Origin of the sequence: Clostridium sp. FS41, assembly GCF_000954015.1 — a bacterium.
GTDB classification, from domain to species: domain Bacteria; phylum Bacillota; class Clostridia; order Lachnospirales; family Lachnospiraceae; genus Enterocloster; species Enterocloster citroniae.
This window is the reverse complement of the sequence record NZ_JYHN01000064.1, coordinates 33,680-60,444: the sequence shown is the minus strand read 5'-3', so window position 1 is coordinate 60,444 and position 26,765 is coordinate 33,680. Positions and strand designations below refer to the sequence as shown.

Genomic DNA, 26,765 nt, shown 5'->3' with positions numbered 1-26,765 from the left:
ATATCGTATATCCCCGCCTGTTATGGGCGGGGATTTTAAAGCATGTTTGTAAATTGCCGCAGCTGAAGGGTTTGGATTGGAACGGCTATGCGGTTTGAAATAAACAGAGAGGTGGAATATCATGGCAGACAGCAGCAAAGTTTTAGAGATCATCAGGGCAATTGGTCTTAAGATGGAAGAAGAAAAGGAATATCTTACAGAGCTGGACCAGCCGATCGGCGACAGCGACCATGGGATTAACCTGGCGCGCGGTTTTGGGGCGGTGGAAGGCAAACTGGATTCCCTGGAGGGCAAGGATATCGGCACCATTTTAAAGATGGTGGGAATGACGCTTGTCTCCACAGTGGGCGGAGCTTCGGGGCCTTTATACGGAACAGCCTATATGAAGGCAGGAATGGTTCTGGCCGGGAAGAATGAGATGGATATAACTGATTTTCTGGCTATGATGAAGGCGGCAGTGGAGGGCGTGATGCAAAGAGGCCATGCCACGGTGGAGGAAGCCACCATGCTGGATGCCATGGTACCGTCCCTTACAGCTATGGAGACGGCTGCCGGTGAAGGAAAAAGTACGGTGGAAGTGCTGGGGGAGGGTGTGAGAGCAGCCTGGGCCGGCGCTGAGCACACCAAGGATCTGGTTGCCACCAAGGGACGGGCAAGTTATGTGGGCGAACGTGGGCTGGGACATCAGGATCCAGGTGCAACCTCCTATTCCTATATGCTGGAGACCATTGCCCGGCTTGTTGGATGATGAGGCGGACTGCTTAAGGCGCACAGATGGATAGATTATGCCATGCGGGTCATGGCGTGTGCCTGGTATAAGTAGCCGGGGAGTAGTTGGAACAAAATAATATCCCTTTGAAAGGAGCAGGTTGATATATGGTAGGTTTTGTGATCGTGTCCCACAGTGAGAATCTGGCCAAGAGTGTGGTGGAACTGACATCCATCATGGCCCCAAGCGCGAAGATCGCCCAGGCGGGAGGCATGGACGATGGAGGATTCGGCACCAGCTTTGAGAAGATCCAGGCAGCCATTGAATCCGTCTATTCAGATGACGGCGTTCTGGTGCTGATGGACATGGGAAGCGCTGTGATGACAACGGAAATGGTAATAGAAACCTATGAAGGCAAAAAGGTGGAAATGGTAGACTGTCCTCTGGTGGAGGGCGCTGTGGTTGCCACCATTAATTCTGTGGGCGGTATGAGTTTTGAAGCTATTAAAAAGGCTCTGGCAGGAGTTGGGACTTCCAGGAAGTTCTGATGGTTATGTGTCGGAACCCTGTTGAGGAAAGCCCCTTGGGGATGAGAGGATCAAAGGAGACAGCTGAGCAGACCAGGTATTGGAAACATAAAGCCTGTGCTGGCTCAGTTGTCTTCTTTTGTAAAAGCCAGATTATCCTTGACACCTACAAAAAGTAGGTGTACACTGAGATTAGTACCTACAAATTGTAGGTGAAAGGAGCTGGGGTTATGGAAAAGGGAACATCACTGCCGGATACACAGTTGGAGGTTATGCAGGTCATATGGGATAAGGGCGGAACCATCATGTTCGGTGAACTGAGCGAGGAACTGGAGGACAGGGGAAGGGAATGGAAGCCGAATACGGTGTTGACCCTGCTTTCACGGCTGGCTGAGCGGGGGATGATCACCGTATGTAAGCGGGGCAGGCTCAACGAATATACTGCCCGGGTTACAAGGGAGGAATATCAACAGAAGCAGGCGTGTATTCTGGTGGAGCGGGTGTTTGGCGGAGATACCAGGCATCTGATCTCTGCCCTTGTAAAGCAGGATTACCTGACAAAAGAGGACTATGATGAGCTGAAGGCATTCTGGGAAAAGGAGGGAGAGGGAACATGAATCCATGGATAAAAGCAGTTCTGTCACTGTCCCTTTCGGGAGCCCTGCTGACGCTTATCCTTCTGGCAGCCACCAGGATTTTTGGAAAACAGCTGGGCCGCAGGTGGCAGTATTACGTGTGGTTTTTGGCGGTTCTGCGCTTTATGCTGCCCGTGGCCGGACCTGTGAATCTTATGAGGCAGGTGTTTGAACCGTCCGTTAACTTAAAAGAGATAAGCGCGCCCTGGGGTGAAGGGCAGGAGACGGCTGGCGGCAGTGAGATTTGGAACCATTATGGGGAGGATCCTTTAGGTGAAACGGGAGGAGATGCGGTACAAGCCGGTGGAAACGGCACTGCGGTAATCCCGGCATGGAATGGAACCGGAGGCGCAGCGATCACAGCAGGACCGGTCATGGGCTATCAGCTGCTTTTCGCTGCACTTTGGATCATTGTGGGTCTCGGATCATTGGCCAGGAAAATACTGGGGTATTCACGGGCCGTGAGATACCTTGGGGCGAAGGCGGAACCGGCGGACAGATTCAAGGAAGCATTTGAGCATGCATGCCGTGACTTGGGAATGGATCACAAGCCTAAGCTGCTTGCCGGCCGGGGGCTGCCGTCTCCCATGGCAGTGGGGATCATGCGCCCGTTGGTGGTGATCCCGGCGGATTTTCCGGAGGATCAGGCATATTATGTATTCCTTCACGAACTCAGACATGTGCGCCAGAGGGATGCCCTCTATAAATGGGCAGTTGAACTGGCAGTGTGTATCCACTGGTTTAATCCCATGGTGTATGTACTGCGCCGGGAGACGGCCCGGGCATGTGAACTGGCCTGTGATGAGGCGGTGGTCCGGGTTCTGGGGGATGGGCAGCGGCGCATTTACGGAAGCGTGCTGCTGGACACCTTAGGCCGGAGCATGATGTATGCCGGGACGGCAGACAGGCCTGTAATGACCCTGTCCCTGGGTGAAAACGCAAAATGGATGAAGGAAAGGCTGGGGGATATCATGGATCGATCAAAAAGGAGAAAAAGACATCTGTATGCATCGCTGGCACTGACAGCCATACTTGCAGGCGGAGGGATCTTGTGCGGGTTTGCACCTGCCGGACAGAACATGGCTGCTGGCGGGGGATCTGCGGATCGCATACGGCCGGCCGGCATATGGGCTGCTGCAAGATCTGTTACCTTAAATTCCGGCTTAATGGAAGAAAAAAGACTTTTAAAACTTGCAGGGACAGTGGAAGAAAGCCAAAAAACAGATCCTTCAGAAGACAAAATAAGCTGGAACAGCGAAGATATCATACGGCGCCCGGGCCAGACAAGGTTCCATTCAATGCTGGTGTGGAAGGAAGGCTATATTATGGGGCTGGCATGGAATGTGGACGCATCCAAGTATGATACGGTCCGCCAGATAGATGGAAAGACGGTCTGCTTTGTTCAGAAAGCAGCCTCCTACGCAGACCATGCCCCTGTGGTGAATGCGATCAGGGCAGCTTTGAGGGATACCAAGGACACGGGGGATATGAAGCCCGGTGAAGTGGTGGTTCTGGGAGTAGACGGGCCCTTTGGGGAAACGGCGGACCAGCTGGCACAGAAGTTTTACAAGGCTGACAATATCACGTATTACATGGCGGTTTTAAAAAGCGCCGGCAGGGAGACATGTGAATCCATCATAGAACAGTCTTATGCAGATGACCGGGTGGAGTATTTTGCTTCAACCTTGGGAAATGATGCACAGATTTCCCGGGATGTGATAGCGGCTGTTGCAAAGAGGGCTGCGCAGGATAATAAGGCGGAGTTCTTCTCCATAGCCGCCGGTGAACTTCCCCATTCCATTTTGGGAGAGTATGCCATGGATGCCTATAATGGAAACAATATGGAAATCTTCTATTTGTCATGTGTGGGGCTGACTTCAGAGCAGGCAGAAGCGATCGCACTAAGGGCGTATGAGGATGACCGCATGGAATACTTATATGCTGTGGCCAATCAACTGACAGAAGGCCAGCGCAGGGAACTGCGTGAACGTGCAAAAAAGGACGGTAAGACCTCCTTCTGGTATGCGCTGCCGTAAGAGCGCGGCGCTGATCCGGGAATTTCTGGTCTCACTCGTCCCCTGTGATGGTTACGATCATTTTATTGGGCAGGCATACAATGGTGTCGCTGCTTAAGTGCTTTTTGCCCTGGTGCACACAGACCTTATCGGGGCAGCTGGCTTCACTGCACCAGATCTCGCCGTCCCTGACAATGAGATGGTTTGTCCCTTTGTTGGCGCCCGTGACAGTAAGTTCCGTGTCCCTGCTTAGATCAAGGGTTTCCACTACCTTGCCGTCCACGGTGATCTGCGCGGTAACGGCCGGTTTTTTGTGGGAAATATAATTAAATCCAAATAGGGCCGCGGCGATCAGCAGGATGGCTGCGGCCAATATAAGATCACGTTTACCTGATAGTTTCATTATTCTGCTGCCTGTTTCAGGCATTCCTCCACTCCGTTGATAAAGGGATATACATTAATGCTGACCGTGGAAATGGCGTCAGTGGCATAACCCTCCTGGTTGGCAAGGCCCTCTACTTTCTGGTGTTCGATCACATATTTTCCAACTGAATCAGCCTGGGCTTTCCAGGTGGGTCCATTGTCGGTCATGACATACTGGCCGTCCATGCTCAGTTTTTGTTTGCCATTGCCCTCGGCATCAAAGGAATCCCAGACACAGGACACGATAATACCATTGGACACCGTGATGGTGGTACGGTCTTTATAGCCCTTGGAGTCCGGTTCCGGGACTTCGTAGACGTAAGTTCCGTCAGCGAGTGGGACTTCGGGCTGATTTGTGGTAATTGGGCCTTTCATTGCATGGTATAGAGGGTTTGACACTGCGATGACAGCAAGTGACATAACAGCCATGACAGCAATGCCGATGGCGCTTTTTACAGATGGCGTCATTGTTTTTCTGCTCATAATTACTCTCCTGGAAATTCATTATTTTTTGCCGTTTTATTGGGATATCGGCACATTGTTTATTTTATCACAATTGTAGATGTTATACAATAAAATTTACCTGTAAGTTTAAACCATTAGAATCACTAACAGGGACAGAATAAATAACCGATCAGCCAAAGAGTATGGTATAATAAAATCATGTACAGCGGAGGGGGGATTTGAGGATGGATGATCGGGAGCAGAGGGCGGGGCAGGAGGACAGACCGGTGGAAAGGCCGGAGCTTTTGCCTAAAAGAGGATACAGGGAAGGGCCCACCTTGGCCAAGTGTGCAATCATCCTTGTTTTTATTCTTGGCTTCATCTATATGTCCCCCTCCTGCAGCCGCAGGATGACGGTCCGGTTTGTGATCGGTCCGGGACAGACGGGGGAGGCTGATCCGGGAGAGCAGTATTATCAGGATGGGGATTATGAGAAGGCGGCTGAGTATTACCAGGAGGCAGTGGATCGTATATTTGCCCAGGGCGGCCGGTTTAAGCCTGAGAATGGACCGCTCTACTACCGGCTGGGAGTTATATACTACGAATTGGGCAGCTATGAGCAGGCCATCAAATACCTGAATGAATGTGCGGATGTGGACCAGCGCACCTCCAACACAGAGGAACTGGCCTGGGATTATTTTGTGATCGGGAGGGTGTACAGGGAGGCTGGAGATTGTGGGGCATCAATTGATTATTACCAGAAGGGCCTGAAAGCCATCAAAAAAGTCAGCGGAAAACATTCAGGAGATACGGCTGAGTTCCTTATTGGCCTGGGAGATTCGTACAAGAAGAATGATGAGTATGACAAGGCGCTGGATTCCTATTTGCAGGCGCTGGAACTATATAAGGAAAAACAGTCTGATCCGACCTGGATCTATATAAGGCTGGCCAGGGTCTATGATAAAATGGGAGAGGATGGGACGGCGGAGGAATATTATCACACAGCGGCCCTGTCCGGGAACGCAGACAATTATACAAGGGGAGTGATACGGTTTAATCTGGGTATACTGTACCAGAAAATGGGCAGAGGGCAGGAGGCATTTACCCTGTATCAGGAAGCGCTGGAACTGATCAACAGAGACGGAGGATATGAGGCGGCGGAATCCTCCGTGCGGTCCTATCTGGCAATTGCCTATGCGGATACAGAACATGATCTGAATAACGCCATCCTGTATGCTGTCTCAGCCTGCAGGATACGGGAGAAACTGGCATCCCCCCATTTGGAGGACCAGAAGAGTCTGGAGGAATTTAAGGACCAGCTAAAGGGATATTATCAGGAGTCCACCGGTGATAGGACGGAGGAAGGATTTGAGGAGTGGTATGGGAAGCAGATGGAAAATCCTCTGTAATTCACATGGGATCCATGCTATACTGAGTATATTTGAAAACAAAGGACAGGCAGGGGTGTTTTATGATCAGCAGGAAGGAAAAGGAAACAACAAGGAGGGGACAGGCAGTATCCACAAAAAGGACAGCGCTGTTCGGACTTTTGATTGCCCTGGCGTTTGTGCTGGGGTATGTGGAGTCCCTGATACCGGTTTATCTGGGGGCGCCCGGGGTAAAGCTGGGACTGGCCAACCTGGTCACCATGATAACCCTGTACTGTATGGGAGTAAAAGCAGCCATTGCAGTGAATGTGGTGCGGATCTTTTTGTCGGGGTTTACCTTCGGGCCTGCCTCCGCCATCCTTTTTAGTCTGGCCGGAGCTGCGTTCAGCCTGACCGTGATGGCGGTGTGCAGGAAATTCCGCCTGTTTGGCATGGTGGGAGTCAGCATACTGGGGGGAGTGGCCCACAACATCGGGCAGTTTTTGATGGCTGCCTTTGTGGTCCACACCTTTGGCGTGTTCTCATACCTTCCGGTGCTTCTGGCAGCAGGGACTGTGGCAGGCGCCCTGATTGGACTGCTGGGGGGGATGGTTGTGCAGCGGATCAGCCGTGTCATCAGAGAAATTTGATATAAATGCTAAGAAAATGCCATTGTCATGGATTTGTGCAAGGGATATAATAAATAGGAATAAAAAATGGAGGGTGCTGTTATGGTTTATGAAGCAATTAAGGGACTGGTACAGTATGGCCTGGATACAGGGCTGATAAGTGAGGTGGACGCTGTCTACGCCAGGAACCAGATCCTGGATGTAATGAAGATGGATGAATACCAGGAACCCACGGAGGATGCAGCGGCAGGCAGTCTGGAGGATATTCTGAAAGCCCTGATGGATCATGCCCATGAGACCGGCGCACTGGAGGATGACAGCATTGTATACAGGGACTTATTTGATACAAAGCTGATGAACTGCCTGATGCCAAGACCCAGTGAGGTGGTCCGGGAATTTTGGGACCATTATAAGGTATCCCCGGAGGAGGCCACCAACTGGTACTATAAGCTGAGCCAGGATTCGGATTACATACGCCGTTACCGCATTGTAAAGGATATGAAATGGACAACAAAGACCCGGTACGGTACGCTGGATATCACCGTTAACCTGTCCAAGCCGGAGAAGGATCCCAAGGCCATTGCAGCTGCCAAGCTTGCCAAACAGAGCGGCTATCCAAAGTGCCAGCTGTGTATGGAGAATGTGGGATATGCGGGCCGCACCAACCATCCGGCCAGGAATAACCACAGGATCATACCAGTCACCATCAATGACAGCCAGTGGGGATTCCAGTACTCCCCTTATGTGTATTATAATGAGCATTGTATTGTATTCAACGGACAGCATATCCCCATGAAGATCGACCGGGCTGCCTTTAGGAAGCTGTTTGATTTTATTAAGCAGTTTCCCCACTATTTTCTTGGCTCCAATGCGGATCTTCCCATTGTGGGCGGCTCCATTTTAAGCCACGACCATTTCCAGGGCGGACATTACACCTTTGCCATGGCAAGGGCTGCCATAGAGAAGCATTTTACATTAAAAGGGTTTGAGGATGTGGAGGCGGGGATCGTGTTCTGGCCCATGTCCGTGCTGAGGCTGCGTGCCAAGGATGCTGACCGGCTCATTGAGCTGGGGGACCGGGTCCTTCAGGCGTGGAGGGCATACACGGATGAAGACGCATTCGTCTTTGCCCAGACAGACGGTGAGCCCCACAACACCATTACGCCCATTGCCAGAAAGGTCCAGGATATGTATGAACTGGATCTGGTGCTGCGCAATAACATCACTACGGATGAGTTCCCCCTGGGTGTATACCATCCCCATCAGGAACTGCACCATATTAAGAAGGAAAACATCGGCCTGATCGAGGTCATGGGTTTGGCGGTACTTCCTTCCAGGCTGAAGACAGAGCTGGCTGAGCTGGGACAGTATATAATAGAAGGAAGAGATATCCGCAGCAATGGAACCCTGGAAAAACACGGGGATTGGGTGGAGGAGTTCCTTCCTAAATATGAGGAAAAAGGTATTGCGGTCACATCTGAGAATGTGCAGGACATCCTTCAGGAGGAAGTGGGGCACGTGTTTGCCAGAGTTCTGGAGGATGCAGGTGTTTACAAATGCGATACCAAGGGACGTGAGGCATTTGGAAAGTTCCTGAAAAGCGTGGGATTTGCAGAGTGCTGACCGTATTGTTTGATAGGGAAAACGATAGATAAAATAACTTATATGAATATGAAATCATAAAAAAGGAGTGCAGGATCATGTTGGATGAGAGATGGGTATTCCACGGGGATACAGAGGCCGTTAAGGCAGGAGAGGGAGTTGTGAGAAGGGTTTTGGCTTACAGCAAAGACCTGATGTGTGTTGAGAATACATTTGAAAAAGGCGCGGTGGGCAGCCTGCACCATCATCCCCACACTCAGATCACATATGTGGTAAGCGGTGAGTTTGAGTTTAATATAGAGGGTGAGAAGAGGATCGTGAAGGCCGGTGATACCATGCTTAAGATGGATGGGGTGGAACATGGCTGCGTCTGCCTGGAGGCGGGGATCCTTTTGGATATCTTTACTCCCATGCGCGAGGATTTTGTATGATCTGTCCCCTGTACTATCTGTAAACTGAGAGTGCCATGCACTGAAAATGCTCCTTCCCGGAGTGTGCACCTGGATTGTGCCAGGCGCCCGGGGAGGAGCATTTTGCTGCTTTTACACGTGTATGTTGGAGACAGTTACTTTTCTGTGTGGGGAAGCCGTCCTCTGAGGAACCGCTTTTTCAGCTCGCTGAGGCTGAATGGGATCAGGGGATAGATATAACTCTTTCCTGCAATGGTCCTGTTAAATACAATGGCGCATATGGTCAGTATGGTGCCGATGGCATACCCCCAGATATTGATAATTGAGGTCAGGATTAGTATGATGATACGCATGAACTTCATGGCGTAACCCAGTTCAAAGCTGGCCTGGGAATAGTTGGCAATGGTCACAAAGGCCATGTAGAGCATGGTTTCACTGTTGAACCAGCCTGATTTTACCGCATACTCACCCAGTACGATACCGGCGATCACACTGAGAGGGGTGGTCAGCATGCTGGGGGTGTTCACAGCAGCCAGGCGCAGTCCGTCTATGGCAAATTCCAGTATGAGCAGCTGCCATATCAGGGGCACGTTCAGTGGATCCGATACCCGGATAAAGGCCAGCCAATCCGGAATATATCCGGGATTCTGCATCAGCAGAAGCCATGTGGGCGTCAGCATCAGGGAGAGGATGGAGATGGTCATTCTGGAAAGCCGCAGGTAGGTGCCTGTGATGGGCGGAAAATAGTAATCGTCCGCTTCCTCTATGATGTCGAACACGGAGGATGGAAGGATCATGGCTGAAGGGGAATTGTCCACCAGGATGATGACGTTGCCTTCCAGCACAGAGGCAGCAGCCGTGTCCGGCCGTTCCGAAAATTTGAATTTTGGAAACGGGTTAAACCATTTATAGGGAAAAAGACACTCGGCCAAACTTTCTTGGTTCATGGTCAGGGCATCTACCTTCAGGTTTTTAATCCGTTCCTTAATCTTGGCCAGGAGCTGTTTATCCACCCTGTTTTCCATATAACAGATGGCGATGTCGGTGTGGGAGCTTTCACCCGTACTCATGATTTCCATGGTCAGCTTGGGGTCACGGATCCGCCTCCGGATCAGGGCGGTGTTAAAGATCAGTGTCTCCACAAATCCGTCCCTGGACCCCCTCAGGACCTTATCCTTTTCAGGCTCACTCACCCCTCGGGAAGGGTAGGTGCGGCAGTCGATGGTAAGGCATTTGTCATAACCGTCAATAAAAAGGCATGAGACACCGGACAAAAGCTGGGTGATCATGTCTGTATCATTGGTCAGAAGTCCGATCTCTCCATAGGGCAGGTATTGTTTGGAAAATGCATGTGCATCTTCCGGCATGGACTCGGGCTTGATGGTGGAAAATGCCTGCAGTATCTTTAACAGGGAATCATCCTTGGTGAAGCCATCTATAAAATACAGGCAGGCCTCCCGTCCGCCGATGTGAATCACACGGTATACCACATCAAAATTCGTCTGAACATTCAGCTTTTCATGAAGGTAGGTAATATTGTCTTTTAAATTTTGGGAAAATTCCATTGTTTCTTCCTTTCTGCGCGACTTCAGATGAAAAAAATACATAATGTTAGTATGTACCAAAGAGGTGTGATTATACATGAATACATATGTCGTTGGCAGGGGGACAGCTGGAAGAATTTTATATAAAAATGCCTTTGGAAGGGAATGGATTATGTTAATGTGCACAAAAAAGATTGACAAATCATGGGAACGGTGTTATAGTGTCCATGTAAGAAGCACAAAGGAGTGCCTTACGGGTTTTTGTTTGGTATGGGGATGCCAAATAAACTAATAGTGTGACGGTTTTGATCGTGACTGAGAGCTGCCTTCTGTGGGGGAAGGGCAGCTCCCTTTTTTTATTTAAAAATTGGCTGCCTTGTCCACTGAGAGTACCATAAAGTTAAACACATGTATCTTTTAGCTTGTGCCTACATCAGATGTTTGTCTTCCAAAGACCGTGAAGGTTGCAGTATGCATAGGCTGCCACCGGGGAATCTCCCTGTTCCAGGGTAAAGTGTGCCACGGGCTCGCAGTCAGAGTTCAGGCAGACACGCATGGTACATCCGGCTTTTGTTGTCAGGCATACCCACCCAATGCTGTGATCTTCGCCCATGGGGTGGAAGATCTCGCCCACCTTAACTGTGACGTGAAGCCCGTCTGTTTCCACCAGAGGGAGATGTTTTTCGCTTGCACCCTCGGTCATACCCGGTTCCAGCACCTCAAAGGGCTTGCAGGTATCGGGCAGAGCAGCGCCCGGAGCGCCGCAAAGAGCTTCCAGCACCACAATATGGTTCTTATCAGTAAGGAATACAGGTTCTGTTTTAATCTCCGCTTTCATGTGAATCCTCCATTCTGTTCTCATATTCTTCGTTTAAGCCGTTTATCTATCTGTTTCAAACACCTTTTAGTTTTCCTGAATCCACAGTATCTATACATGAGGCCCATAAGTTTCTATTGACATATTTCCTACAGGAATAGTATGATAATCATATGTGGATATTTTATACATCAACTACAAATACTAAACCAAAAGGACGTGAAGATATATGTTAGTTTCGACAAAAGGGCGCTATGCCCTGCGCACCATGGTGGACCTGGCGGTCCATGGGGATGGGGAACCGGTAAAGATAAAGGATATTGCAAACCGCCAGGGTATTTCCGGTAAGTATCTGGAACAGATCATATCCATCCTGTCCAGGGCCGGTTATGTGCGCAGTATCCGGGGAAACCAGGGCGGATATTACCTTTCAAAGCCCGCGGCGGAATACACGGTGGGCATGATACTCAGGGTTACAGAGGGAAGCCTTGCGCCGGTGGACTGCTTAAGCGGTGAGGATAATCCGTGCACAAGGCAGCTGGACTGTGTAACCCTCAGATTGTGGAGGGAGCTGGATGAAGCTATCAAGGGAGTGGTGGACCGGTATACACTGGAGGATCTGGTCCAGTGGCGGAAGAATATGAAAGATAATTATGTCATATAATGTAGCAGTTTAGGGCAGCAGGAGGAATTATGAAAAGTCTCAGGCGTATTTCCGCCTTCGTTAATAAATGGAAAAAGGACAGACGCGTCAGGCTGGGGATCACACTGGCCGCGGTTATCCTCTCTGCGCTGGTCCAGGCATATGCTTTGCAGGTGTTTGTCCGGTCCGCAGGCATTATTTCCGGTGGATTTACCGGAATCGCCATGCTGATCGAGCGTCTGGGAGGCCTGTGGGGGCTTACTATTCCCATGCAGATAACCATGCTTTTGATGAATATTCCCGTGGCTTTTATGTGCTGTAAGGGGATCAGCGTTCGCTTTACCGTGTTTTCCCTGGCGCAGGTATTTTTAAGCAGTGTATTCCTGCAGATATTCAGCTTTACGCCCATATTTACAGATGAAGTACTGAACGTGATATTCGGCGGGGTCATTTTTGGAAGTGCCATTGTCATTGCCCTAAGGGGAAATGCCTCCAGCGGAGGCACTGATTTTATCGCCCTTTTTGTTTCCAACCGCACCGGACAGTCTATCTGGAGCTATGTGTTTTTCGGCAATGCCATCATGTACTGTTTTTACGGCTCCATATTCGGATGGAAGTATGCCGGCTACTCCATTATCTTCCAGTTCATTTCCACAAGGATGATCTCCGCCTTCCATCACAGGTATGAGCTGGTGACACTTCAGGTTACCACCATCAAAGGGCCGGAGGTGGTGGAGGCATATATCAGCCGTTTCAGGCATGGTATGTCCTGCGTGGAGGCCATGGGTGGTTACAGCAAAAAGAAGATGTATCTGCTCAACACAGTCATATCAGCCTACGAGGTAAATGACGCGGTCCATGTGATGCAGGAAGCGGATGAGCATGTGATCATCAATGTGCTGAAGACACAGCAGTTTGTGGGACGGTTTTACAGGGCGCCGTTGGAATAAAGATGCCGGGCCGGCCATGGGCCGGCTCAGTCCAGGCCGCAGATATCCCGGACGATCTGACCTGCGATGAGAAGCCCCGCCACCGGGGGGACAAAGGAGATGCTGCCCGGTGTCGCCCGGCGGTTTCCTGTGTCCTCCTCAGCCGGACCTGGGGTGAGGGGAGGCTCGGGAGACCAGCAAACCTTGAGATGGCTGATATTCCTGGCTTTCAGTTCCTTGCGCATGACCCGGCACAGGGGGCATACGGAGGTTTGTGAAATGTCGGATATGCTGAACAGCTCCGGATGCAGCTTATTGCCGGTGCCCATGGAGGAGATGATGGGGATCCCGTTCTCCTGGGCATAGGAGACCAGTGCCAGTTTAGCGGTCACTGTGTCAATTGCATCCAGAATATAGGACAAACGGTCAGATGGTTCCATCTGGCTTTTTATTGTTTCAAAAAGAGTATCCAGGTTCTGGGGAAGCACGAACTGCTCACTGGTGACCACCCGGGTATCGGGACTTAAGTCGGCAATCTTTTCTTTCATGACCTGTGTTTTCGGCCGTCCAATGGTGCTGTGCATTGCAATACTCTGCCTGTTGATGTTGGTCAGGGATACGGTATCATTGTCAACCAGTACCAGCCTGCCCACACCGCATCTGGCCAGGGCCTCAATGGCATGGGAACCCACGCCCCCCACGCCGAATACAACTACGGTGGCAGCTTTCAGGGACATGATACCCTGGGAACCTATGAGCATTTCTGTTCTGGAAAATTCATTGATCATTTTATGATTACTCCTGTGCGAACTTTTTTGTTTTCAACGATTGTACATCAGTTTCGTGCAAATGTAAACAGAATGTGTATGGGATCATGTACAGGACGCGTGTATGATTGGGGGTGTCATGCGGAAAACTTTTATGATATAATGTGCAGGTAGACAAAGTACCATGCTATGACGCAAAGAACTAAGTACACACATGAAGAACTAGGTACGTAATAAGTTATGGAGGCCGTAATATGAGAGATGGATTCATAAGGGTAGCGGCAGTCACGCCGAAGATCAGGGTGGCTGACCCGGAATATAATGCGCAGCAGATAATTGATCTGATCCATCAGGGATACAGCAGAGGCGTGAAGCTTATGGTATTCCCTGAACTGTGTCTCACTGCATACACCTGCAGCGACCTGTTTTTCCAGTCCTCGCTGTTAGAAGGAGCAAGGAAAGAACTGGGACGCATCATCAGCGCCACAAAGGACAAGGATATCCTGGTGTTTCTTGGTATGCCCTGGGAGCGGGAAGGGAAACTTTATAACGTGGCTGCGGTCATACAGGGGGGACGGCTTCTGGGCTTAGTGCCCAAGAAGAGCCTTCCCAATTACTCTGAATTTTACGAGGCCCGCCATTTTTGTCCGGGCAATGAAACCCCTGTTTTTGTCCCATGGGAGGACAGGCAGGTGCCCATGGGCACGAATCTGCTGTTCAGGTGCACCAATATGAAGGGGTTTACTGTGGGTGCGGAAATCTGTGAGGATGTATGGGTACCCTGTCCGCCCAGTATACGGCATTGCCTGGCAGGGGCAACGGTCATAGTCAACTGCTCAGCCAGTGATGAGACAACGGGCAAGGATGTGTACCGCCATGAGCTGATCTGCAGCCAGTCCGCAAGGCTGGTATGCGGTTACGTATATGCCAATGCCGGGGAGGGGGAATCCACCCAGGATCTGGTGTTCGGAGGACAGAATATCATTGCGGAGAATGGAAACTGCCTGGTGGAATCCCGGCGTTTTATCAATGAGAGTATCTGTGCGGATCTGGATGTGGAACGGCTCTGCAGTGAGCGCAGGCGAATGACCACATTCCCGTCACCGGATGATGCCAGGAAAGAGGGCAGCTATATGATCGTGGATTTTGAACTGTCTTTAAAGGACGGCGATGACCGCAGCGCTCAGGCTGCCCAGGCATACGGACTGTCCGGCACAGGCAAGGATATCCTGCGTTTTGTTGACCCGGCTCCCTTTGTGCCTCATGATGAGAGACAGCGCAGCCGCCGCTGCGAAGAGATCCTGTCCATCCAGGCCATGGGGCTGAAAAAGCGTCTGGAGCATACAGGATGCCAGCACGCGGTGGTGGGGCTTTCAGGGGGACTGGATTCTACTCTGGCATTACTTGTGACTGTCAGGGCATTTGATTCCCTTAAGATCCCCAGGAGCAATATCCACTGTGTCACCATGCCCTGTTTTGGAACCACGGACAGAACCTATCATAATGCATGCACCATGGCTGCAAAGGTGGGGGCTGAACTGAAGGAGATCAATATACGGCAGGCCGTGAGCCAGCATTTTACCGATATCGGGCAGGATATGGACAATCATGATGTAACATATGAGAACAGCCAGGCCAGGGAGAGGACCCAGGTCCTGATGGATATTGCCAACCAGGTGGGCGGACTTGTGATCGGAACAGGGGACATGTCGGAGCTGGCCCTGGGATGGGCCACCTACAACGGCGACCATATGTCCATGTACGGGGTCAATGCCTCGGTGCCTAAAACTTTGGTGCGTCATCTGGTGCGCTATTATGCGGATACCTGTAATGAGCAGGAACTGTCAGAGGTGCTCATGGATGTGCTGGACACTCCGGTAAGTCCGGAGCTTCTGCCGCCTGAGGACGGACAGATTTCACAGAAAACAGAGGACCTGGTGGGGCCTTATGAGCTTCATGACTTCTATCTTTATTATATCCTTCGGTACGGTTATGCACCGGCCAAGATTTACCGGATGGCCCTTCAGGCTTTTAAGGGACAGTATGACAGGGAGACCATATTAAAGTGGATGAAGGTATTTTACCGCAGGTTCTTCAGCCAGCAGTTTAAGCGCTCCTGCCTGCCGGACGGTCCTAAGGTGGGATCGGTGGCAGTATCCCCCAGAGGAGATCTGCGTATGCCCAGCGATGCCTGCAGCCGGCTGTGGATGGAGGAACTGGAGAAGATTCACTGATAAGGAGAAATTGACAGATGATTAACAGTACGTCCAATAAGCAGGTAAAACGTGTGGTGAATTTAAGGACCAGGGCCAAAGCCCGAAGGGAAGAAGGCGTGTACGTGGTGGAAGGACTGCGTATGTGCAGGGAACTCCCGCCGGGAGATGTGGACAGCATGTTTGTAACCGAGGGGTTTGCAGCAAACCGGGAAAATAAAACGTGGCTGTCGGCATATTCATATGAGACAGTGACTGATATTGTGATGGGGGTAATGGCGGATACGCAGACGCCTCAGGGCGTTCTGGCAGTTGTCAGGCAGAAAAAGTATACCCTGGATGATATTCTTAAGGGACCGGGATCAGGAAAGAGGTTGGCTATTATGATCCTGGAAACCCTTCAGGATCCTGGAAACCTGGGAACCATTATCAGGGCCTCGGAGGGAGCCGGGATCACCGGTATTGTGATGAACAGGGAGACGGCGGATATCTACAATCCCAAGGTGATCCGTTCCACCATGGGATCCATTTACAGGATGCCATTTGTGTATGTGGATGACCTTAAGGCAGCGTGCGGGAGAATGAAGGGCCAGGGAGTTAGACTATTTGCAGCCCACTTAAAGGGTATGAATAATTATGACCAGGAAGATTATACTGACAGTGTGGGCTTTTTAATTGGAAATGAGGCCGGTGGTCTGAAAGCGGAGACAGCAGATCTGGCCGACTGCTATATCAAGATCCCTATGGCAGGGGAGGTGGAATCCCTGAACGCGGCGGTTGCGGCTTCCGTGCTCATGTTTGAGGTGGCAAGACAGCGCAGGAATGGCTGAACCGGCTGTTTCGGACCGCTTTTTGCCAAGGGACACCGGTGCCTGAACCGGCCAAACAGAATACGCCCACAGGAAGGAGGACAAAGCATGGCATCAATCGGATGGCTTGTATCATTTCTGGTATTTCTGGGGGTGGAACTGGCGTTTCGCTGCCTGACATCGCTGTGGTTTGCGGCCGGGGCAGCCGGGGCTTTTATCATTGCATTGACAGGCGCTTCCATGGAAGCGCAGCTGGCTGGCTTTGTGGCGGTATCATTTCTCACATTGATACTCATACGGCCTGCTGCATTTTTATTCAATCGGCATATGGCCGGCAGACATAGAAGGGCAGGTGGTCAGAATTAAGCTTCAGTTGGATCTGGACAGGGAATACGGCATTGTTCTGGAAGGCGGAGGAGCCAAAGGAGCATACCAGGTGGGCGCCTGGCGCGCCCTCCGGGAGGCCGGGGTAAAGATAAGGGGAGCCGCAGGCACCTCAGTGGGCGCTCTCAACGGCGCCCTTATCTGCATGGATGATTTTCAAAAGGCAGAGCACATATGGGAAAACATCAGCTATTCCAGGGTAATGGATGTGGATGACCAGCTGATGGACCAGTTGAAGAAATTCAGTATCCGAAATCTCTCCAGCCTCACATCCCTTAATGTGGGGGAGCTTATATCAGGGGCAAAGCGCCTTTTAAAGGACGGCGGCTTTGACATTGCACCCCTGAAGGGACTGATCGATGACGTGGTGGATGAGGAGAAGATCAGGAGTTCGGACAGGGAGCTCTATGTGGTGACCTACTCCCTGTCCGACCGTCAGCCTCTGATAGCCAATGTAAAGGAAGCGCCGGAGGGCACGATCAGCGACATGCTTATGGCCAGTGCATATTTAATCGGTTTCCGCCAGGAAAAGCTGGGCGGAAAGTATTATATGGACGGCGGAGGCATCAACAATGTGCCTGTGGATGTGCTCATCGACAAGGGATATAAGGATATCATTGTGCTGCGTATTTACGGGTATGGGATTGATACGGAGAAAAAGCTGGAAATTCCCGAAGATGTCTCCATCTATCATGTGGCGCCCAGGCAGGACCTGGGCGGGATCCTGGAGTTTGACAGAAAAAGGGCCAGGAGGAATATGCTTCTGGGATATTTTGACAGCAAGAGGATGCTTTACGGCCTGGCGGGCCGTGTGTATTATATCAATGCCCCGGAGGGGGAAACCTATTATTTTGACAAGATGATGACGGAGATCCACGTTCTCCTTTCCTACCTGAAGCCTGAGTTTACAAGGGATGAGGAGGATATGCCGGGGTACCGGAAGTATACGGAAACCATATTTCCCCAATTGGCAAAGGAATTGAGGATGAAGGAGGGCTGGGATTACAAGGACCTGTACCTGTCCCTTTTGGAAGATCTGGCAAAACAGTACCGGATCGGCCGGTTTAAAATTTATACAGTGGATGAAATGCTGAACCTCATACACAAGAAAGCCGGGGCAGCTGCGCTGAGAGCTTTGATTCCCACTCTTGACAGCGGACGCCAGGTGTAGTATATTATGCATAAAGATGCATAAATATTAATAAAAAAACAACCATACACAGTGGTGGATACGGAGGACAGTATGAATTTAAAGGGCAGGAATTTTTTGACATTGAAAGATTATACACCAGAGGAGATTACATACTTACTGGATCTGTCGGCTGAACTGAAGGAAAAGAAAAAGAATGGAATCCTGACAGACAGTCTTCGGGGTAAGAATGTGGCTCTGATCTTTGAAAAGACCAGCACCAGAACGCGCTGCGCGTTCGAGGTTGCTGCCCATGATCTGGGAATGGGCACCACTTATCTGGACCCGTCAGGTTCCCAGATCGGCAAAAAGGAAAGCATCGCTGACACGGCAAGGGTCCTGGGAAGGATGTATGAGGGGATCGAGTACCGCGGATTCGGACAGGAGATTGTGGAGGAACTGGCCAAATATGCAGGCGTGCCTGTATGGAACGGCCTTACCAATGAGGACCATCCCACACAGATGCTGGCGGATCTTCTCACAATCCGCGAACATCTGGGACATTTAAAGGGTGTAAAGCTTGTGTATATGGGCGATGCGCGTTATAATATGGGTAATTCCCTGATGATCGCCTGCGCAAAGATGGGCATGCATTTTGTGGCATGCGCACCGGCCAAGTATTTCCCTGACAAGGCTCTTGTGGCGGAATGTGAGGCATTTGCAAAGGAAAGCGGCGGTTCCATCACCCTGACAGAGGATGTGGATACTGCGACCAGGGGAGCAGATGTAATTGATACGGACGTGTGGGTTTCCATGGGAGAGCCGGACGAGGTATGGGAAGAGCGTATTAAGGACCTGACGCCTTACAAGGTGACAAAGGCCGTGATGGATCACGCAGGCCCCCGGTCCATCTTCCTTCACTGCCTGCCATCCTTCCATGACCTGAAGACCAAGATCGGCCATGAGATGGGCACACGCTTTAACGTATCGGAACTGGAAGTGACAGATGAGGTATTTGAATCCAGCCAGTCCGTTGTCTTTGACGAGGCTGAGAACAGGATGCATACCATCAAGGCGGTAATGTTGGCAACGTTAGGAGAATAGCACATATGCATGGGCAAAGAGGAAGGGGTGAGCGCCATGCCGGGGTATTCCTGGACATGGCCCACCTGATACTGGGAATTGCAATTGTAATTCTGGCCGTGCTGTCATTCATTAACCCGGAGGGAAATCACATGCTTTTTCCTCTGGTGTTTTTGCTGGCAGCTTTATTAAATGCGGTAAGCGGTATATTTGAATGCAAGACCTGGGGCAGGGATAAGAAAAAGTTCCGCCTGGGAATCCTGCAGCTGGTACTGGCCGTGGGCCTCGGTGTTCTCGGTGTCTTAAGCGCCATCAGCATTTGGACATAGAGGTGAACATGAAGTCAGAGATTTTAAGCATGCTGAGGGCTGCGGATGGATATCTTTCCGGCCAGCAGCTGTGTGATAAGATGGGGGTCTCCCGCACAGCTGTGTGGAAGGCCATGAATGAACTAAAAGAAGAAGGTTACAAAATTGAAGCTGTCCGCAACCGGGGATATCACCTGGTGGAGAACGCGGACGTGATCACCCAGGCTGAATTGCAGTCCATGCTTCACAGCAAATGGATTGGGGGCAGGCTGGAATATTTTGATGAAACGGATTCCACCAACACCAGGGCCAGAAAACTGGCTGAGGAGGGAGCAATCCACGGCACCCTGGTGGTGGCGGACAGCCAGTGGGCGGGCAAAGGCCGAAGGGGCAGGCTGTGGACCTCTCCCAAGGGCGTGGGCATATGGATGAGCGTGGTCCTCCGGCCGGCCATCTCCCCCCTGCATGCATCCATGCTTACACTGATCGCCGGGATGGCGGTGGTAAAAGGGGTCAGATCCTCCACGGGTCTGAATGCCATGATCAAATGGCCCAATGACGCGGTGCTGGAGGGAAAGAAGATCTGCGGGATCCTAACGGAGATGAGCACGGAGGATGAGTGCATCCGGTATGTGATCACAGGGATCGGGATCAATGTAAACATTGATGAGTTCCCCGGTGAACTGGCCGAAACAGCAACCTCCCTTAAGCTGGAAAAGGGGGAGAACATCAGGCGGAGCCCGGTCATCAGCGCCGTGGCGGAAGCATTTGAGGAATATTATGACATTTTCCTGGAAACCTGTGACATGTCGATATTAAAGGAAGAGTATAACAGGGAACTGGCCAATACCAACAGGGAAGTGATGGTGCTTGACCCCAAAGGCCAGTATGAGGGGACCGCTCTGGGAATTGACAATGAAGGAAGCCTGCTGGTAAAGAAAAAGGACGGCACGGTTGCTTCCGTCATATCCGGGGAAGTGTCGGTGAGAGGTATTTATGGATATGTATGATTCAGGACATTTTTATGACCGTCTCCAGGTGCTGGAACCGGAAGATGCGCCGCTTGACCGGCAGGAACGGCTTCGTGCCATGGAACGGCCCCTGCTGGCCTGGTACGGCTCCAGGGCCCGTTCCCTGCCCTGGAGGGATGATCCCCAGCCTTACCGGGTCTGGATATCGGAGATCATGCTGCAGCAAACCAGGGTTGAGGCGGTGAAGCCGTATTTTGAACGGTTTATGGAAGCGTTTCCTTCTGTGAGGGATCTTGCAGAGGCAGAGGATGATCATCTTATGAAGATGTGGGAAGGCCTGGGATATTATAACCGGGCCAGGAATTTAAAGGCAGCGGCCAAGATGGTAATGGAGGAATACGGCGGCTGCCTTCCTGCATCCTTTGAGGATCTGATCCGGCTGCCCGGGATCGGGAGCTATACGGCAGGAGCCATTGCTTCCATTGCCTTTAACCAGCCGCTCCCTGCCGTGGACGGCAATGTGCTCAGGGTTATCTCACGGATCCTGGGGGACCGGGAGGATATAAAGAAGGCCTTTGTGAAGACCGGGATGGAACAGGAACTTAAAGCCGTGATGCCCGCAGATGAAGCCAGTCACTACAACCAGGGGCTCATAGAGATCGGCGCCCTGGTGTGTATACCGGGAGGAGAGCCCAAATGCAGCGAGTGTCCCCTGGCTTCTGTATGCCTCACAAAAAAGAATGGCTGGTGGAAGGAAATTCCCTATAAATCGCCTGCAAAGGCGAGGAAAATCGAGAAGAGGACCGTTTTCATCATAGAATATCAAGACAAGGTAGCCATCCATAAGAGACCGCCCAAAGGCCTTCTGGCAGCTCTCTATGAACTCCCCAATGTGCTGGGGTATCCGGGATCGGAGGAGGTCCCGGAGGTTTTGGGTCTGGAGCCTGAGGCAGTGGAGCAGCTGATCCCTCTGCCATCGGCCAAGCATGTATTTTCCCATGTGGAATGGCATATGAGCGGATACCGGGTGGTCCTGAGGCAGAAGGAGGACGGCGCAGGCTGGGATTTTGCCGAGGGGCCGGAAGCTGTCCGTGATCCGGCATTGGCCCGTGATCCGGCATTGGCCCGTGATCCGGCATTGGCCCGGGAGCCGGCATTGGCCCAGGAGCCGGCATCTGTCCAGAAACAGGACCGGGCCGGGGATTGGTTCATGGTTTCCAGGAAGGAAGTGGAGGAAAAATATGCTCTGCCCAATGCATTTCAGGCATATACTTCTTTGATTGGATAAGTTTGTTAAAATTGGTTACACTGAAAGGGAGGAATGCAGGATGAAGAAAATGCTGTTTGTATTTAATCCCCGTTCAGGCAAGGAGCAGATCAAGGGTCATCTCATGGAAATACTGGACATTTTCACCAGGGCGGGTTATGAGATCCGTGTCCATGTGACCCAGAAGCAGAGCGATGCCGTGGAAGTGGTGCACCGATACGGTAACCGTGTGGACCTGGTGGTGTGCAGCGGCGGGGACGGTACCCTGAATGAGACCGTGTCCGGCATGATGAAGCTTAAGAAGCTGCCTCTTTTGGGATACATTCCGGCCGGATCCACCAATGACTTTGCCTCCAGCCTGGAGATACCTAAGAGGATGCCCCAGGCGGCCTCGGATATTATGGAGGGCAAGCCCTTTGCCGTTGACATCGGCACCTTTTGCCATGACAGGTATTTTATGTATATTGCCGCCTTTGGGGCATTTACGGAAGTGTCTTATCTCACATCCCAGGACAGGAAAAACCTGCTGGGCCATCAGGCCTATATGATCGAGGGCGTAAAGAGTTTGGCAGGCCTGAAGCCATACCGCATGAAGGTGGAATGGGAGGATCAGGTGCTGGAAGAGGATTTTGCCTTTGGCATGGTGACCAATACCAGAAGCGTGGGCGGTTTCAAGGGACTGGTGAACCAGTCCGTGGCCTTAAATGACGGGCTGTTCGAGGTGCTGTTGATCCGTATGCCCAGAACGCCTGTGGATTTGAGCAACATTGTATCCTATATGTTTCTCAAGGAAGAACCCAACGAATATGTGTATAAATTTAAGACCTCATCCATCCGAATGACATCGGAATGGGGAGTGGACTGGGTCCTGGACGGTGAGTACGGCGGAACCAGAACAGAGGTAAATATTGGAAATTTAAAGGAACGAATACAGATTCTTCTAAAAAAATAAAATATTTTGTCGAAATATGTTGAAATACAGTATTCAATGGTATATAATGATAAGTTGTGGGAGTTTCCACATTTACCTTTAAGCGAAAGGACGTTTATCAGTGGAAAAGGACGATTTTTTAAAGAAGCTGGAAAAGCTGGTCGAACATGCAAAATCCAAGCATAACACGCTGGATGCAGGGGAGATTAATGATTTTTTTACCGGGGATAACCTGTCACCGGAACAGATGGACCAAATTTACAGTTACCTGGAGAACCGTAATATTGACGTTGTTCCCGTACTGGACGAAGCGATGCTTACCGAGGACACTGTTCTGCTTGATGACATTGATTTAGACCTGGATTTAGACGATGACAGCTTCATTAAAGATGCAGAAGAGGAAGAAATCGACCTGGATGCAGTGGACCTGTTGGAGGGGATCGGCACAGAGGACCCTGTCCGCATGTATCTCAAAGAAATTGGCACCGTGCCCCTTCTTACGGCAGACGAAGAGTTGAATCTGGCCCAGCGCAAAGCTGATGGCGATGACTATGCCAAAGAAAGGCTGATCGAGGCCAATCTCCGTCTTGTGGTCAGCATTGCCAAGCGCTATACCGGAAGAGGGATGAGTTTCCTGGATCTGGTACAGGAAGGCAATCTGGGACTGATCAAAGGCGTGGAGAAGTTTGACTATACAAAGGGTTATAAACTAAGTACATATGCAACATGGTGGATCCGCCAGTCGGTTACAAGGGCTCTGGCAGATCAGGCGAGGACCATCCGCGTACCGGTGCATATGGTTGAGACCATTAACAAGATGTCTAAGATGCAGAGGAAGCTTACATTGGAGCTGGGATATGAGCCGTCTGTGACAGAGCTGGCAGAGGCTTTGGACATGACGGAGGACAAGGTCATGGAGATTATGCAGATCGCAAGGGAACCGGCTTCATTGGAGACACCCATCGGCGAGGAGGATGACTCCAACTTAGGCGATTTCGTGGCAGATAATAATGTGGTGACACCGGAAGGCAATGTGGAATCCGTTATGCTGCGTGAACATATCGATGCATTGCTGGGTGATCTGAAGGAGAGGGAGCGCCAGGTCATTGTCCTCAGATTTGGTCTGGAGGACGGACATCCCCGTACCCTGGAGGAAGTTGGAAAGGAATTCAACGTTACCAGGGAGCGTATCCGTCAGATTGAGGCAAAGGCTCTCAGAAAACTGCGCAATCCGGTGAGAAGCAAACGAATCAGGGATTTCCTGTAAGGATTAGGGTGTGTCCGGACCTAGCATATTTGGACATGCGCTGGGAAATATGGCATTTAAGGAGGCCGTTGTTGCAGACGGTCTCTTTTTGCTTTCCGAAAATCTGCTTTTTGGATTAGAACAATTGGTACAAGGATAGAAGGATCATAGGAGCAGGAATAGGCGGCCGCGGGAAGGAGACGCAGATGACACAGCCAGGTCAAAAGAGGAATTACCAGAGGGAGATGGAACAGATCATGGAGCGGGAGGGACGGGAAGGCAGGATCCCCAGCCTTTTGCTGCACAGCTGCTGTGCGCCCTGCAGCAGTTATGTCCTGGAATACCTGTCCCGGTATTTTGATATCACGGTCTATTATTATAATCCCAACATAGCGCCCAAAGAAGAGTACGAAACACGCGTAAAGGAGCAGGAGCGCCTGATCCGGGAGATGGGGCTTCAGAGGCCTGTGAAATTCCTGGCAGGGGAGTATGTGCCTGAGGACTTTTATGCAGCTGCAAAGGGCCATGAGGCGGACCCGGAAGGCGGGGAACGGTGCTTTAGGTGCTATGAACTGCGCCTGGCCCATGCTGCCGGGGTGGCTGCCCGGGGAGGATATGACTATTTTACAACCACACTTTCCATCAGTCCCTTAAAGAACGCGGATAAGCTGAATGAGATAGGCGCCAGGCTGGGGGATCAATGGGGGGTACCCTACTTGCTGTCGGATTTTAAGAAAAAGAACGGATATAAGCGGTCGGTCCAGCTGTCCGCGGAGTACGGCCTTTACAGACAGGACTATTGCGGCTGCGTCTTTTCACAGGCAGAAGCAAGGGCCCGCAAAAGCGCCGGGAACGGAAGGTGAGGCAGGCCGCAGCCCACGGGAATACGGCCCGCGGCCCCACAGGAATACAGGCCATAACCTGCGGTGATGCAGGCCGTTAGCCCCGGGAAAGATTGTGAAAAAGTTGCTCAGGATTTTTCCGATTAACTTGACATAGGCAGGCAGATGTAATAGAATCTTTCATAGGGGACATGGCGTTAATCGTGTGTCCGAGAGTATAAAATAGTGGATAAGGAGAGTGTATTATGCTTAGTAAAACATTAAAGGTTGTTAACCCATCCGGTTTACATTTGAGACCAGCAGGTGTCCTGTCTCAGACAGCCATGAAGTTCAAGAGCGACATTACAATTGAATGCGGGGAGAAGAAGATCATTGCAAAGAGCGTACTGAACGTAATGGCAGCCGGCATCAAGTGCGGAACTGAGATTACCCTGATCTGTGACGGTGAGGATGAGGCGGCAGCAATGGAGACCCTGACCACGGCAATTGAGAGTGGATTGGGCGAGATGTAATTTATATATACAATGGATAAGAATGACCGCAGGCGGTATCTTTTGGGAGATGCTGCCTGTTTTTTGGTTTTAGGGAGAAGAAATAATTTTTATCATAAAGTGTTGACATTTTACATTTGTAAATCTATACTAAAGAAAGAAGTAAAATCTAAGAAAATTGTTGAAACTAACAATATGTAAAAGAGGATATCAGCAGGTGCAAAGCAAATTCATTAAAACAAAGTTAAGCGATGATGTGGCAAACTATTTGCGTAAGGCCATTATAGAAGGTGTTTATCCGCCGGAATATCATTTGAATGAACCTGAGCTGGCAAGGGAACTGAATATCAGCCGGGGGCCGATCCGTGAAGCGATCAGCCAGTTGGAAGCGGACGGCTTGGTTTACAGACCAGGCAACGGACGCACCAAGGTGATGAAATTTGATGAGAGCGATTTTGAGGATTATTTGAGATTACGTACCTTTCTGGAATCGGAGGCATGCAAGATCATTATGAAACATGCTCCCTATGATGCTGCCTTTACCTCTTGGATGGCAGCTGCCAAATATGACTTGGAGCAGTTGGCCATAAGCATTGAATCGGGTATTGAAATCATGAGCAACCAGTATGATTATTCATTCCATGACAATCTGATGGAAAAGGCAGGGAGCGTTGTGCTGCTCCGGGCATGGAAATCCATTTCCGGATTCCGCCGCAGTATCATGGAGACAAACATCAAGTACGCGGGCAGCGTAAAGAATAATTATTTTCGGGATCACATGGGGATTTTAGAAGGAATTGAATCCGGTGATATCGCCCGGATGGAACAGGGGCTACAGACCCATTATAAGAGCGGCCGCATGAATTTCCATAAGATGCAGGAGGTGACACGGAGCAGTTAAAAGGCAGTTTATCATAAAGTGTAAGGAGAGGAGGATTTGTATTACTATAAATGTTAACATTTAACATATGGAGGGGGAGGAATGGTATGGGAAGGTGAAGTGGGAACCAAGGACACGGTTGTATTATGAGACGAAAAATTTTAAATATAGAATGTTAACATTTAACAGAAGGACACTTGTCAATTAATAAAATGATCGTAAGGAGGGGGTTTAATGAAATGGAGCAAATCATCTATACCAGATGGGATTGGGCTGCTGGTATTTTCACTTTTTTTAGTGATGAATGGAAGGAACATCAGTTTGAAAAATTGGAATGACGGTGTTTCTCCCCGGGCATTTCCCTATTTTTTGGCCGGCTGTATTTTCTTGCTTGGAACCTTTTTGATCCTATCCGGTGTGATCAAAGGAAAAAAGGAGGTATCAGGATCTGCGGCAGAACAACCAGGATCCTTCAGGGATAAGAGATACTGTCTGTTTGGGAAACCATCCGTCATTCCGCCGCCGTTGTTTATGGTATTTATGGTGGTTGCTTATCAGCTATTCTGGAAGCCGATCGGTTTTCTGATCATTACGCCGCTGTTTCTATGGACTGCGCTGTATGCACTGGGGACATCTCCAAAAAGGGCAGTCACAATTACTGTGGGGGTGACGGCTGCGGTCTATACGGTCTTTACTTATGGCTTTAAGGTGACTTTGCCCAGCGGCCTGCTGCACATGATTCTATAGGGA

Annotated in this window: 29 protein-coding genes; 24 read left to right on the top strand and 5 right to left on the bottom strand. The window is 50.6% G+C overall.

The window, feature by feature from the left end:
• The first annotated feature begins 121 nt into the window (after positions 1–121).
• From dhaL to CLFS41_RS18335, 4 genes are all read left to right on the top strand, one after another.
• Positions 122–748: a dihydroxyacetone kinase subunit DhaL gene (gene dhaL, locus CLFS41_RS18350; RefSeq protein ID WP_045093102.1), complete on the top strand. Its 627-nt coding sequence runs from the start codon at positions 122–124 to the stop codon at positions 746–748.
• A gap of 128 nt (positions 749–876) precedes the next feature.
• The gene (dhaM, locus tag CLFS41_RS18345) at positions 877–1,257 is read left to right on the top strand and encodes a dihydroxyacetone kinase phosphoryl donor subunit DhaM (RefSeq protein WP_007870141.1); all 381 of its coding nucleotides are present in this window, start codon (positions 877–879) and stop codon (positions 1,255–1,257) included.
• A 209-nt stretch (positions 1,258–1,466) separates the two neighbouring features.
• Entirely contained in the window at positions 1,467–1,853 is a 387-nt protein-coding gene (locus CLFS41_RS18340; protein WP_007870138.1) for a BlaI/MecI/CopY family transcriptional regulator, read from the top strand.
• The gene (locus tag CLFS41_RS18335; RefSeq protein WP_007870135.1) at positions 1,850–3,907 is read left to right on the top strand and encodes a M56 family metallopeptidase; all 2,058 of its coding nucleotides are present in this window, start codon (positions 1,850–1,852) and stop codon (positions 3,905–3,907) included. The genes CLFS41_RS18340 and CLFS41_RS18335 overlap by 4 nt, the downstream gene beginning before the upstream one ends.
• Positions 3,908–3,938: 31 nt before the next feature.
• Here the strand turns inward: CLFS41_RS18335 and CLFS41_RS18330 are convergent, their stop codons facing one another.
• Together CLFS41_RS18330 and CLFS41_RS18325 are read right to left on the bottom strand one after the other, a co-directional pair.
• Positions 3,939–4,289 (bottom strand): NusG domain II-containing protein, encoded by a 351-nt coding sequence (locus tag CLFS41_RS18330; RefSeq protein ID WP_007870131.1) that lies wholly within the window; start codon positions 4,287–4,289, stop codon positions 3,939–3,941.
• Entirely contained in the window at positions 4,289–4,792 is a 504-nt protein-coding gene (locus CLFS41_RS18325; protein ID WP_007870127.1) for a hypothetical protein, read from the bottom strand. The genes CLFS41_RS18330 and CLFS41_RS18325 overlap by 1 nt, the downstream gene beginning before the upstream one ends.
• A gap of 206 nt (positions 4,793–4,998) precedes the next feature.
• On the opposite strand from CLFS41_RS18325, the gene CLFS41_RS18320 reads away from it, so the two are divergent.
• From CLFS41_RS18320 to CLFS41_RS18305, 4 genes are all read left to right on the top strand, one after another.
• Complete coding sequence (locus CLFS41_RS18320) at positions 4,999–6,162, top strand: tetratricopeptide repeat protein (RefSeq protein WP_045093101.1); 1,164 nt, start codon at positions 4,999–5,001, stop codon at positions 6,160–6,162.
• A gap of 62 nt (positions 6,163–6,224) precedes the next feature.
• A complete protein-coding gene (locus tag CLFS41_RS18315) occupies positions 6,225–6,770 on the top strand; it encodes a Gx transporter family protein (protein WP_007870121.1) in 546 nt (181 codons plus the stop codon).
• Between the two features lie 81 nt (positions 6,771–6,851).
• Positions 6,852–8,372 carry a UDP-glucose--hexose-1-phosphate uridylyltransferase gene (galT, locus tag CLFS41_RS18310; protein ID WP_045093100.1) on the top strand — a complete coding sequence of 507 codons (1,521 nt, stop codon included), beginning with the start codon at positions 6,852–6,854 and terminating at the stop codon, positions 8,370–8,372.
• A gap of 77 nt (positions 8,373–8,449) precedes the next feature.
• Positions 8,450–8,782: a cupin domain-containing protein gene (locus tag CLFS41_RS18305; protein WP_007870113.1), complete on the top strand. Its 333-nt coding sequence runs from the start codon at positions 8,450–8,452 to the stop codon at positions 8,780–8,782.
• Positions 8,783–8,916: 134 nt separating this feature from the next.
• Here the strand turns inward: CLFS41_RS18305 and CLFS41_RS18300 are convergent, their stop codons facing one another.
• Positions 8,917–10,326, bottom strand: a complete 1,410-nt coding sequence (locus tag CLFS41_RS18300) for a spore germination protein (protein ID WP_007870110.1) — start codon at positions 10,324–10,326, stop codon at positions 8,917–8,919.
• Between the two features lie 412 nt (positions 10,327–10,738).
• Positions 10,739–11,143 carry a desulfoferrodoxin family protein gene (locus tag CLFS41_RS18290; protein WP_007870108.1) on the bottom strand — a complete coding sequence of 135 codons (405 nt, stop codon included), beginning with the start codon at positions 11,141–11,143 and terminating at the stop codon, positions 10,739–10,741.
• A gap of 208 nt (positions 11,144–11,351) precedes the next feature.
• Here CLFS41_RS18290 and CLFS41_RS18285 point away from each other — a divergent pair, with 208 nt between their 5' ends.
• Positions 11,352–11,786 (top strand): Rrf2 family transcriptional regulator, encoded by a 435-nt coding sequence (locus CLFS41_RS18285; protein ID WP_045093099.1) that lies wholly within the window; start codon positions 11,352–11,354, stop codon positions 11,784–11,786.
• A 29-nt stretch (positions 11,787–11,815) separates the two neighbouring features.
• Complete coding sequence (locus tag CLFS41_RS18280) at positions 11,816–12,715, top strand: YitT family protein (RefSeq protein ID WP_007870102.1); 900 nt, start codon at positions 11,816–11,818, stop codon at positions 12,713–12,715.
• Positions 12,716–12,741: 26 nt separating this feature from the next.
• Here the strand turns inward: CLFS41_RS18280 and CLFS41_RS18275 are convergent, their stop codons facing one another.
• Positions 12,742–13,482, bottom strand: a complete 741-nt coding sequence (locus CLFS41_RS18275; protein ID WP_045093098.1) for a tRNA threonylcarbamoyladenosine dehydratase — start codon at positions 13,480–13,482, stop codon at positions 12,742–12,744.
• 233 nt (positions 13,483–13,715) lie between these two features.
• On the opposite strand from CLFS41_RS18275, the gene CLFS41_RS18270 reads away from it, so the two are divergent.
• From CLFS41_RS18270 to CLFS41_RS18205, 14 genes are all read left to right on the top strand, one after another.
• Complete coding sequence (locus CLFS41_RS18270; RefSeq protein WP_045093097.1) at positions 13,716–15,695, top strand: NAD(+) synthase; 1,980 nt, start codon at positions 13,716–13,718, stop codon at positions 15,693–15,695.
• Between the two features lie 17 nt (positions 15,696–15,712).
• Positions 15,713–16,504, top strand: coding sequence for an RNA methyltransferase (locus CLFS41_RS18265; RefSeq protein WP_045093096.1), 792 nt, complete (start codon positions 15,713–15,715; stop codon positions 16,502–16,504).
• An 87-nt stretch (positions 16,505–16,591) separates the two neighbouring features.
• On the top strand, positions 16,592–16,849 hold the full coding sequence (locus CLFS41_RS18260; RefSeq protein WP_007870092.1) for a hypothetical protein: 258 nt from the start codon (positions 16,592–16,594) through the stop codon (positions 16,847–16,849).
• A complete protein-coding gene (locus CLFS41_RS18255; protein ID WP_007870090.1) occupies positions 16,836–18,038 on the top strand; it encodes a patatin-like phospholipase family protein in 1,203 nt (400 codons plus the stop codon). Before CLFS41_RS18260 ends, CLFS41_RS18255 begins: the two co-directional genes overlap by 14 nt.
• 72 nt (positions 18,039–18,110) lie before the next feature.
• Positions 18,111–19,100, top strand: a complete 990-nt coding sequence (gene argF / locus CLFS41_RS18250; RefSeq protein WP_007870088.1) for an ornithine carbamoyltransferase — start codon at positions 18,111–18,113, stop codon at positions 19,098–19,100.
• Between the two features lie 5 nt (positions 19,101–19,105).
• Complete coding sequence (locus tag CLFS41_RS18245) at positions 19,106–19,408, top strand: DUF6637 family protein (protein WP_007870086.1); 303 nt, start codon at positions 19,106–19,108, stop codon at positions 19,406–19,408.
• An 8-nt stretch (positions 19,409–19,416) separates the two neighbouring features.
• On the top strand, positions 19,417–20,397 hold the full coding sequence (locus CLFS41_RS18240; RefSeq protein WP_045093095.1) for a biotin--[acetyl-CoA-carboxylase] ligase: 981 nt from the start codon (positions 19,417–19,419) through the stop codon (positions 20,395–20,397).
• Positions 20,384–21,646, top strand: coding sequence for an A/G-specific adenine glycosylase (gene mutY / locus CLFS41_RS18235; RefSeq protein ID WP_045093094.1), 1,263 nt, complete (start codon positions 20,384–20,386; stop codon positions 21,644–21,646). The genes CLFS41_RS18240 and mutY overlap by 14 nt, the downstream gene beginning before the upstream one ends.
• A 40-nt stretch (positions 21,647–21,686) precedes the next feature.
• The gene (locus tag CLFS41_RS18230) at positions 21,687–22,577 is read left to right on the top strand and encodes a YegS/Rv2252/BmrU family lipid kinase (protein WP_007870077.1); all 891 of its coding nucleotides are present in this window, start codon (positions 21,687–21,689) and stop codon (positions 22,575–22,577) included.
• Between the two features lie 100 nt (positions 22,578–22,677).
• Positions 22,678–23,823: an RNA polymerase sigma factor RpoD gene (rpoD, locus tag CLFS41_RS18225; protein WP_007870074.1), complete on the top strand. Its 1,146-nt coding sequence runs from the start codon at positions 22,678–22,680 to the stop codon at positions 23,821–23,823.
• Positions 23,824–24,008: 185 nt separating this feature from the next.
• On the top strand, positions 24,009–24,665 hold the full coding sequence (locus CLFS41_RS18220) for an epoxyqueuosine reductase QueH (protein ID WP_045093093.1): 657 nt from the start codon (positions 24,009–24,011) through the stop codon (positions 24,663–24,665).
• Between the two features lie 224 nt (positions 24,666–24,889).
• Positions 24,890–25,156: an HPr family phosphocarrier protein gene (locus CLFS41_RS18215; protein WP_007870059.1), complete on the top strand. Its 267-nt coding sequence runs from the start codon at positions 24,890–24,892 to the stop codon at positions 25,154–25,156.
• A 196-nt stretch (positions 25,157–25,352) separates the two neighbouring features.
• Positions 25,353–26,036 (top strand): GntR family transcriptional regulator, encoded by a 684-nt coding sequence (locus CLFS41_RS29095; RefSeq protein ID WP_048930733.1) that lies wholly within the window; start codon positions 25,353–25,355, stop codon positions 26,034–26,036.
• Positions 26,037–26,249: 213 nt separating this feature from the next.
• Positions 26,250–26,762 carry a tripartite tricarboxylate transporter TctB family protein gene (locus tag CLFS41_RS18205; protein WP_045093092.1) on the top strand — a complete coding sequence of 171 codons (513 nt, stop codon included), beginning with the start codon at positions 26,250–26,252 and terminating at the stop codon, positions 26,760–26,762.
• Positions 26,763–26,765: the final 3 nt, after the last annotated feature.

Bases quoted from the DNA above. Each gene is read 5' to 3' on its own strand.
- dhaL (WP_045093102.1), top strand. From the start codon at position 122: ATGGCAGACAGCAGCAAAGTTTTAGAGATCATCAGGGCAATTGGTCTT.
- dhaM (WP_007870141.1), top strand. From the start codon at position 877: ATGGTAGGTTTTGTGATCGTGTCCCACAGTGAGAATCTGGCCAAGAGT.
- CLFS41_RS18340 (WP_007870138.1), top strand. From the start codon at position 1,467: ATGGAAAAGGGAACATCACTGCCGGATACACAGTTGGAGGTTATGCAG.
- CLFS41_RS18335 (WP_007870135.1), top strand. From the start codon at position 1,850: ATGAATCCATGGATAAAAGCAGTTCTGTCACTGTCCCTTTCGGGAGCC.
- CLFS41_RS18330 (WP_007870131.1), bottom strand. From the start codon at position 4,289: ATGAAACTATCAGGTAAACGTGATCTTATATTGGCCGCAGCCATCCTG.
- CLFS41_RS18325 (WP_007870127.1), bottom strand. From the start codon at position 4,792: ATGAGCAGAAAAACAATGACGCCATCTGTAAAAAGCGCCATCGGCATT.
- CLFS41_RS18320 (WP_045093101.1), top strand. From the start codon at position 4,999: ATGGATGATCGGGAGCAGAGGGCGGGGCAGGAGGACAGACCGGTGGAA.
- CLFS41_RS18315 (WP_007870121.1), top strand. From the start codon at position 6,225: ATGATCAGCAGGAAGGAAAAGGAAACAACAAGGAGGGGACAGGCAGTA.
- galT (WP_045093100.1), top strand. From the start codon at position 6,852: ATGGTTTATGAAGCAATTAAGGGACTGGTACAGTATGGCCTGGATACA.
- CLFS41_RS18305 (WP_007870113.1), top strand. From the start codon at position 8,450: ATGTTGGATGAGAGATGGGTATTCCACGGGGATACAGAGGCCGTTAAG.
- CLFS41_RS18300 (WP_007870110.1), bottom strand. From the start codon at position 10,326: ATGGAATTTTCCCAAAATTTAAAAGACAATATTACCTACCTTCATGAA.
- CLFS41_RS18290 (WP_007870108.1), bottom strand. From the start codon at position 11,143: ATGAAAGCGGAGATTAAAACAGAACCTGTATTCCTTACTGATAAGAAC.
- CLFS41_RS18285 (WP_045093099.1), top strand. From the start codon at position 11,352: ATGTTAGTTTCGACAAAAGGGCGCTATGCCCTGCGCACCATGGTGGAC.
- CLFS41_RS18280 (WP_007870102.1), top strand. From the start codon at position 11,816: ATGAAAAGTCTCAGGCGTATTTCCGCCTTCGTTAATAAATGGAAAAAG.
- CLFS41_RS18275 (WP_045093098.1), bottom strand. From the start codon at position 13,482: ATGATCAATGAATTTTCCAGAACAGAAATGCTCATAGGTTCCCAGGGT.
- CLFS41_RS18270 (WP_045093097.1), top strand. From the start codon at position 13,716: ATGAGAGATGGATTCATAAGGGTAGCGGCAGTCACGCCGAAGATCAGG.
- CLFS41_RS18265 (WP_045093096.1), top strand. From the start codon at position 15,713: ATGATTAACAGTACGTCCAATAAGCAGGTAAAACGTGTGGTGAATTTA.
- CLFS41_RS18260 (WP_007870092.1), top strand. From the start codon at position 16,592: ATGGCATCAATCGGATGGCTTGTATCATTTCTGGTATTTCTGGGGGTG.
- argF (WP_007870088.1), top strand. From the start codon at position 18,111: ATGAATTTAAAGGGCAGGAATTTTTTGACATTGAAAGATTATACACCA.
- CLFS41_RS18245 (WP_007870086.1), top strand. From the start codon at position 19,106: ATGCATGGGCAAAGAGGAAGGGGTGAGCGCCATGCCGGGGTATTCCTG.
- CLFS41_RS18240 (WP_045093095.1), top strand. From the start codon at position 19,417: ATGAAGTCAGAGATTTTAAGCATGCTGAGGGCTGCGGATGGATATCTT.
- mutY (WP_045093094.1), top strand. From the start codon at position 20,384: ATGGATATGTATGATTCAGGACATTTTTATGACCGTCTCCAGGTGCTG.
- CLFS41_RS18230 (WP_007870077.1), top strand. From the start codon at position 21,687: ATGAAGAAAATGCTGTTTGTATTTAATCCCCGTTCAGGCAAGGAGCAG.
- CLFS41_RS18220 (WP_045093093.1), top strand. From the start codon at position 24,009: ATGACACAGCCAGGTCAAAAGAGGAATTACCAGAGGGAGATGGAACAG.
- CLFS41_RS18215 (WP_007870059.1), top strand. From the start codon at position 24,890: ATGCTTAGTAAAACATTAAAGGTTGTTAACCCATCCGGTTTACATTTG.
- CLFS41_RS18205 (WP_045093092.1), top strand. From the start codon at position 26,250: ATGAAATGGAGCAAATCATCTATACCAGATGGGATTGGGCTGCTGGTA.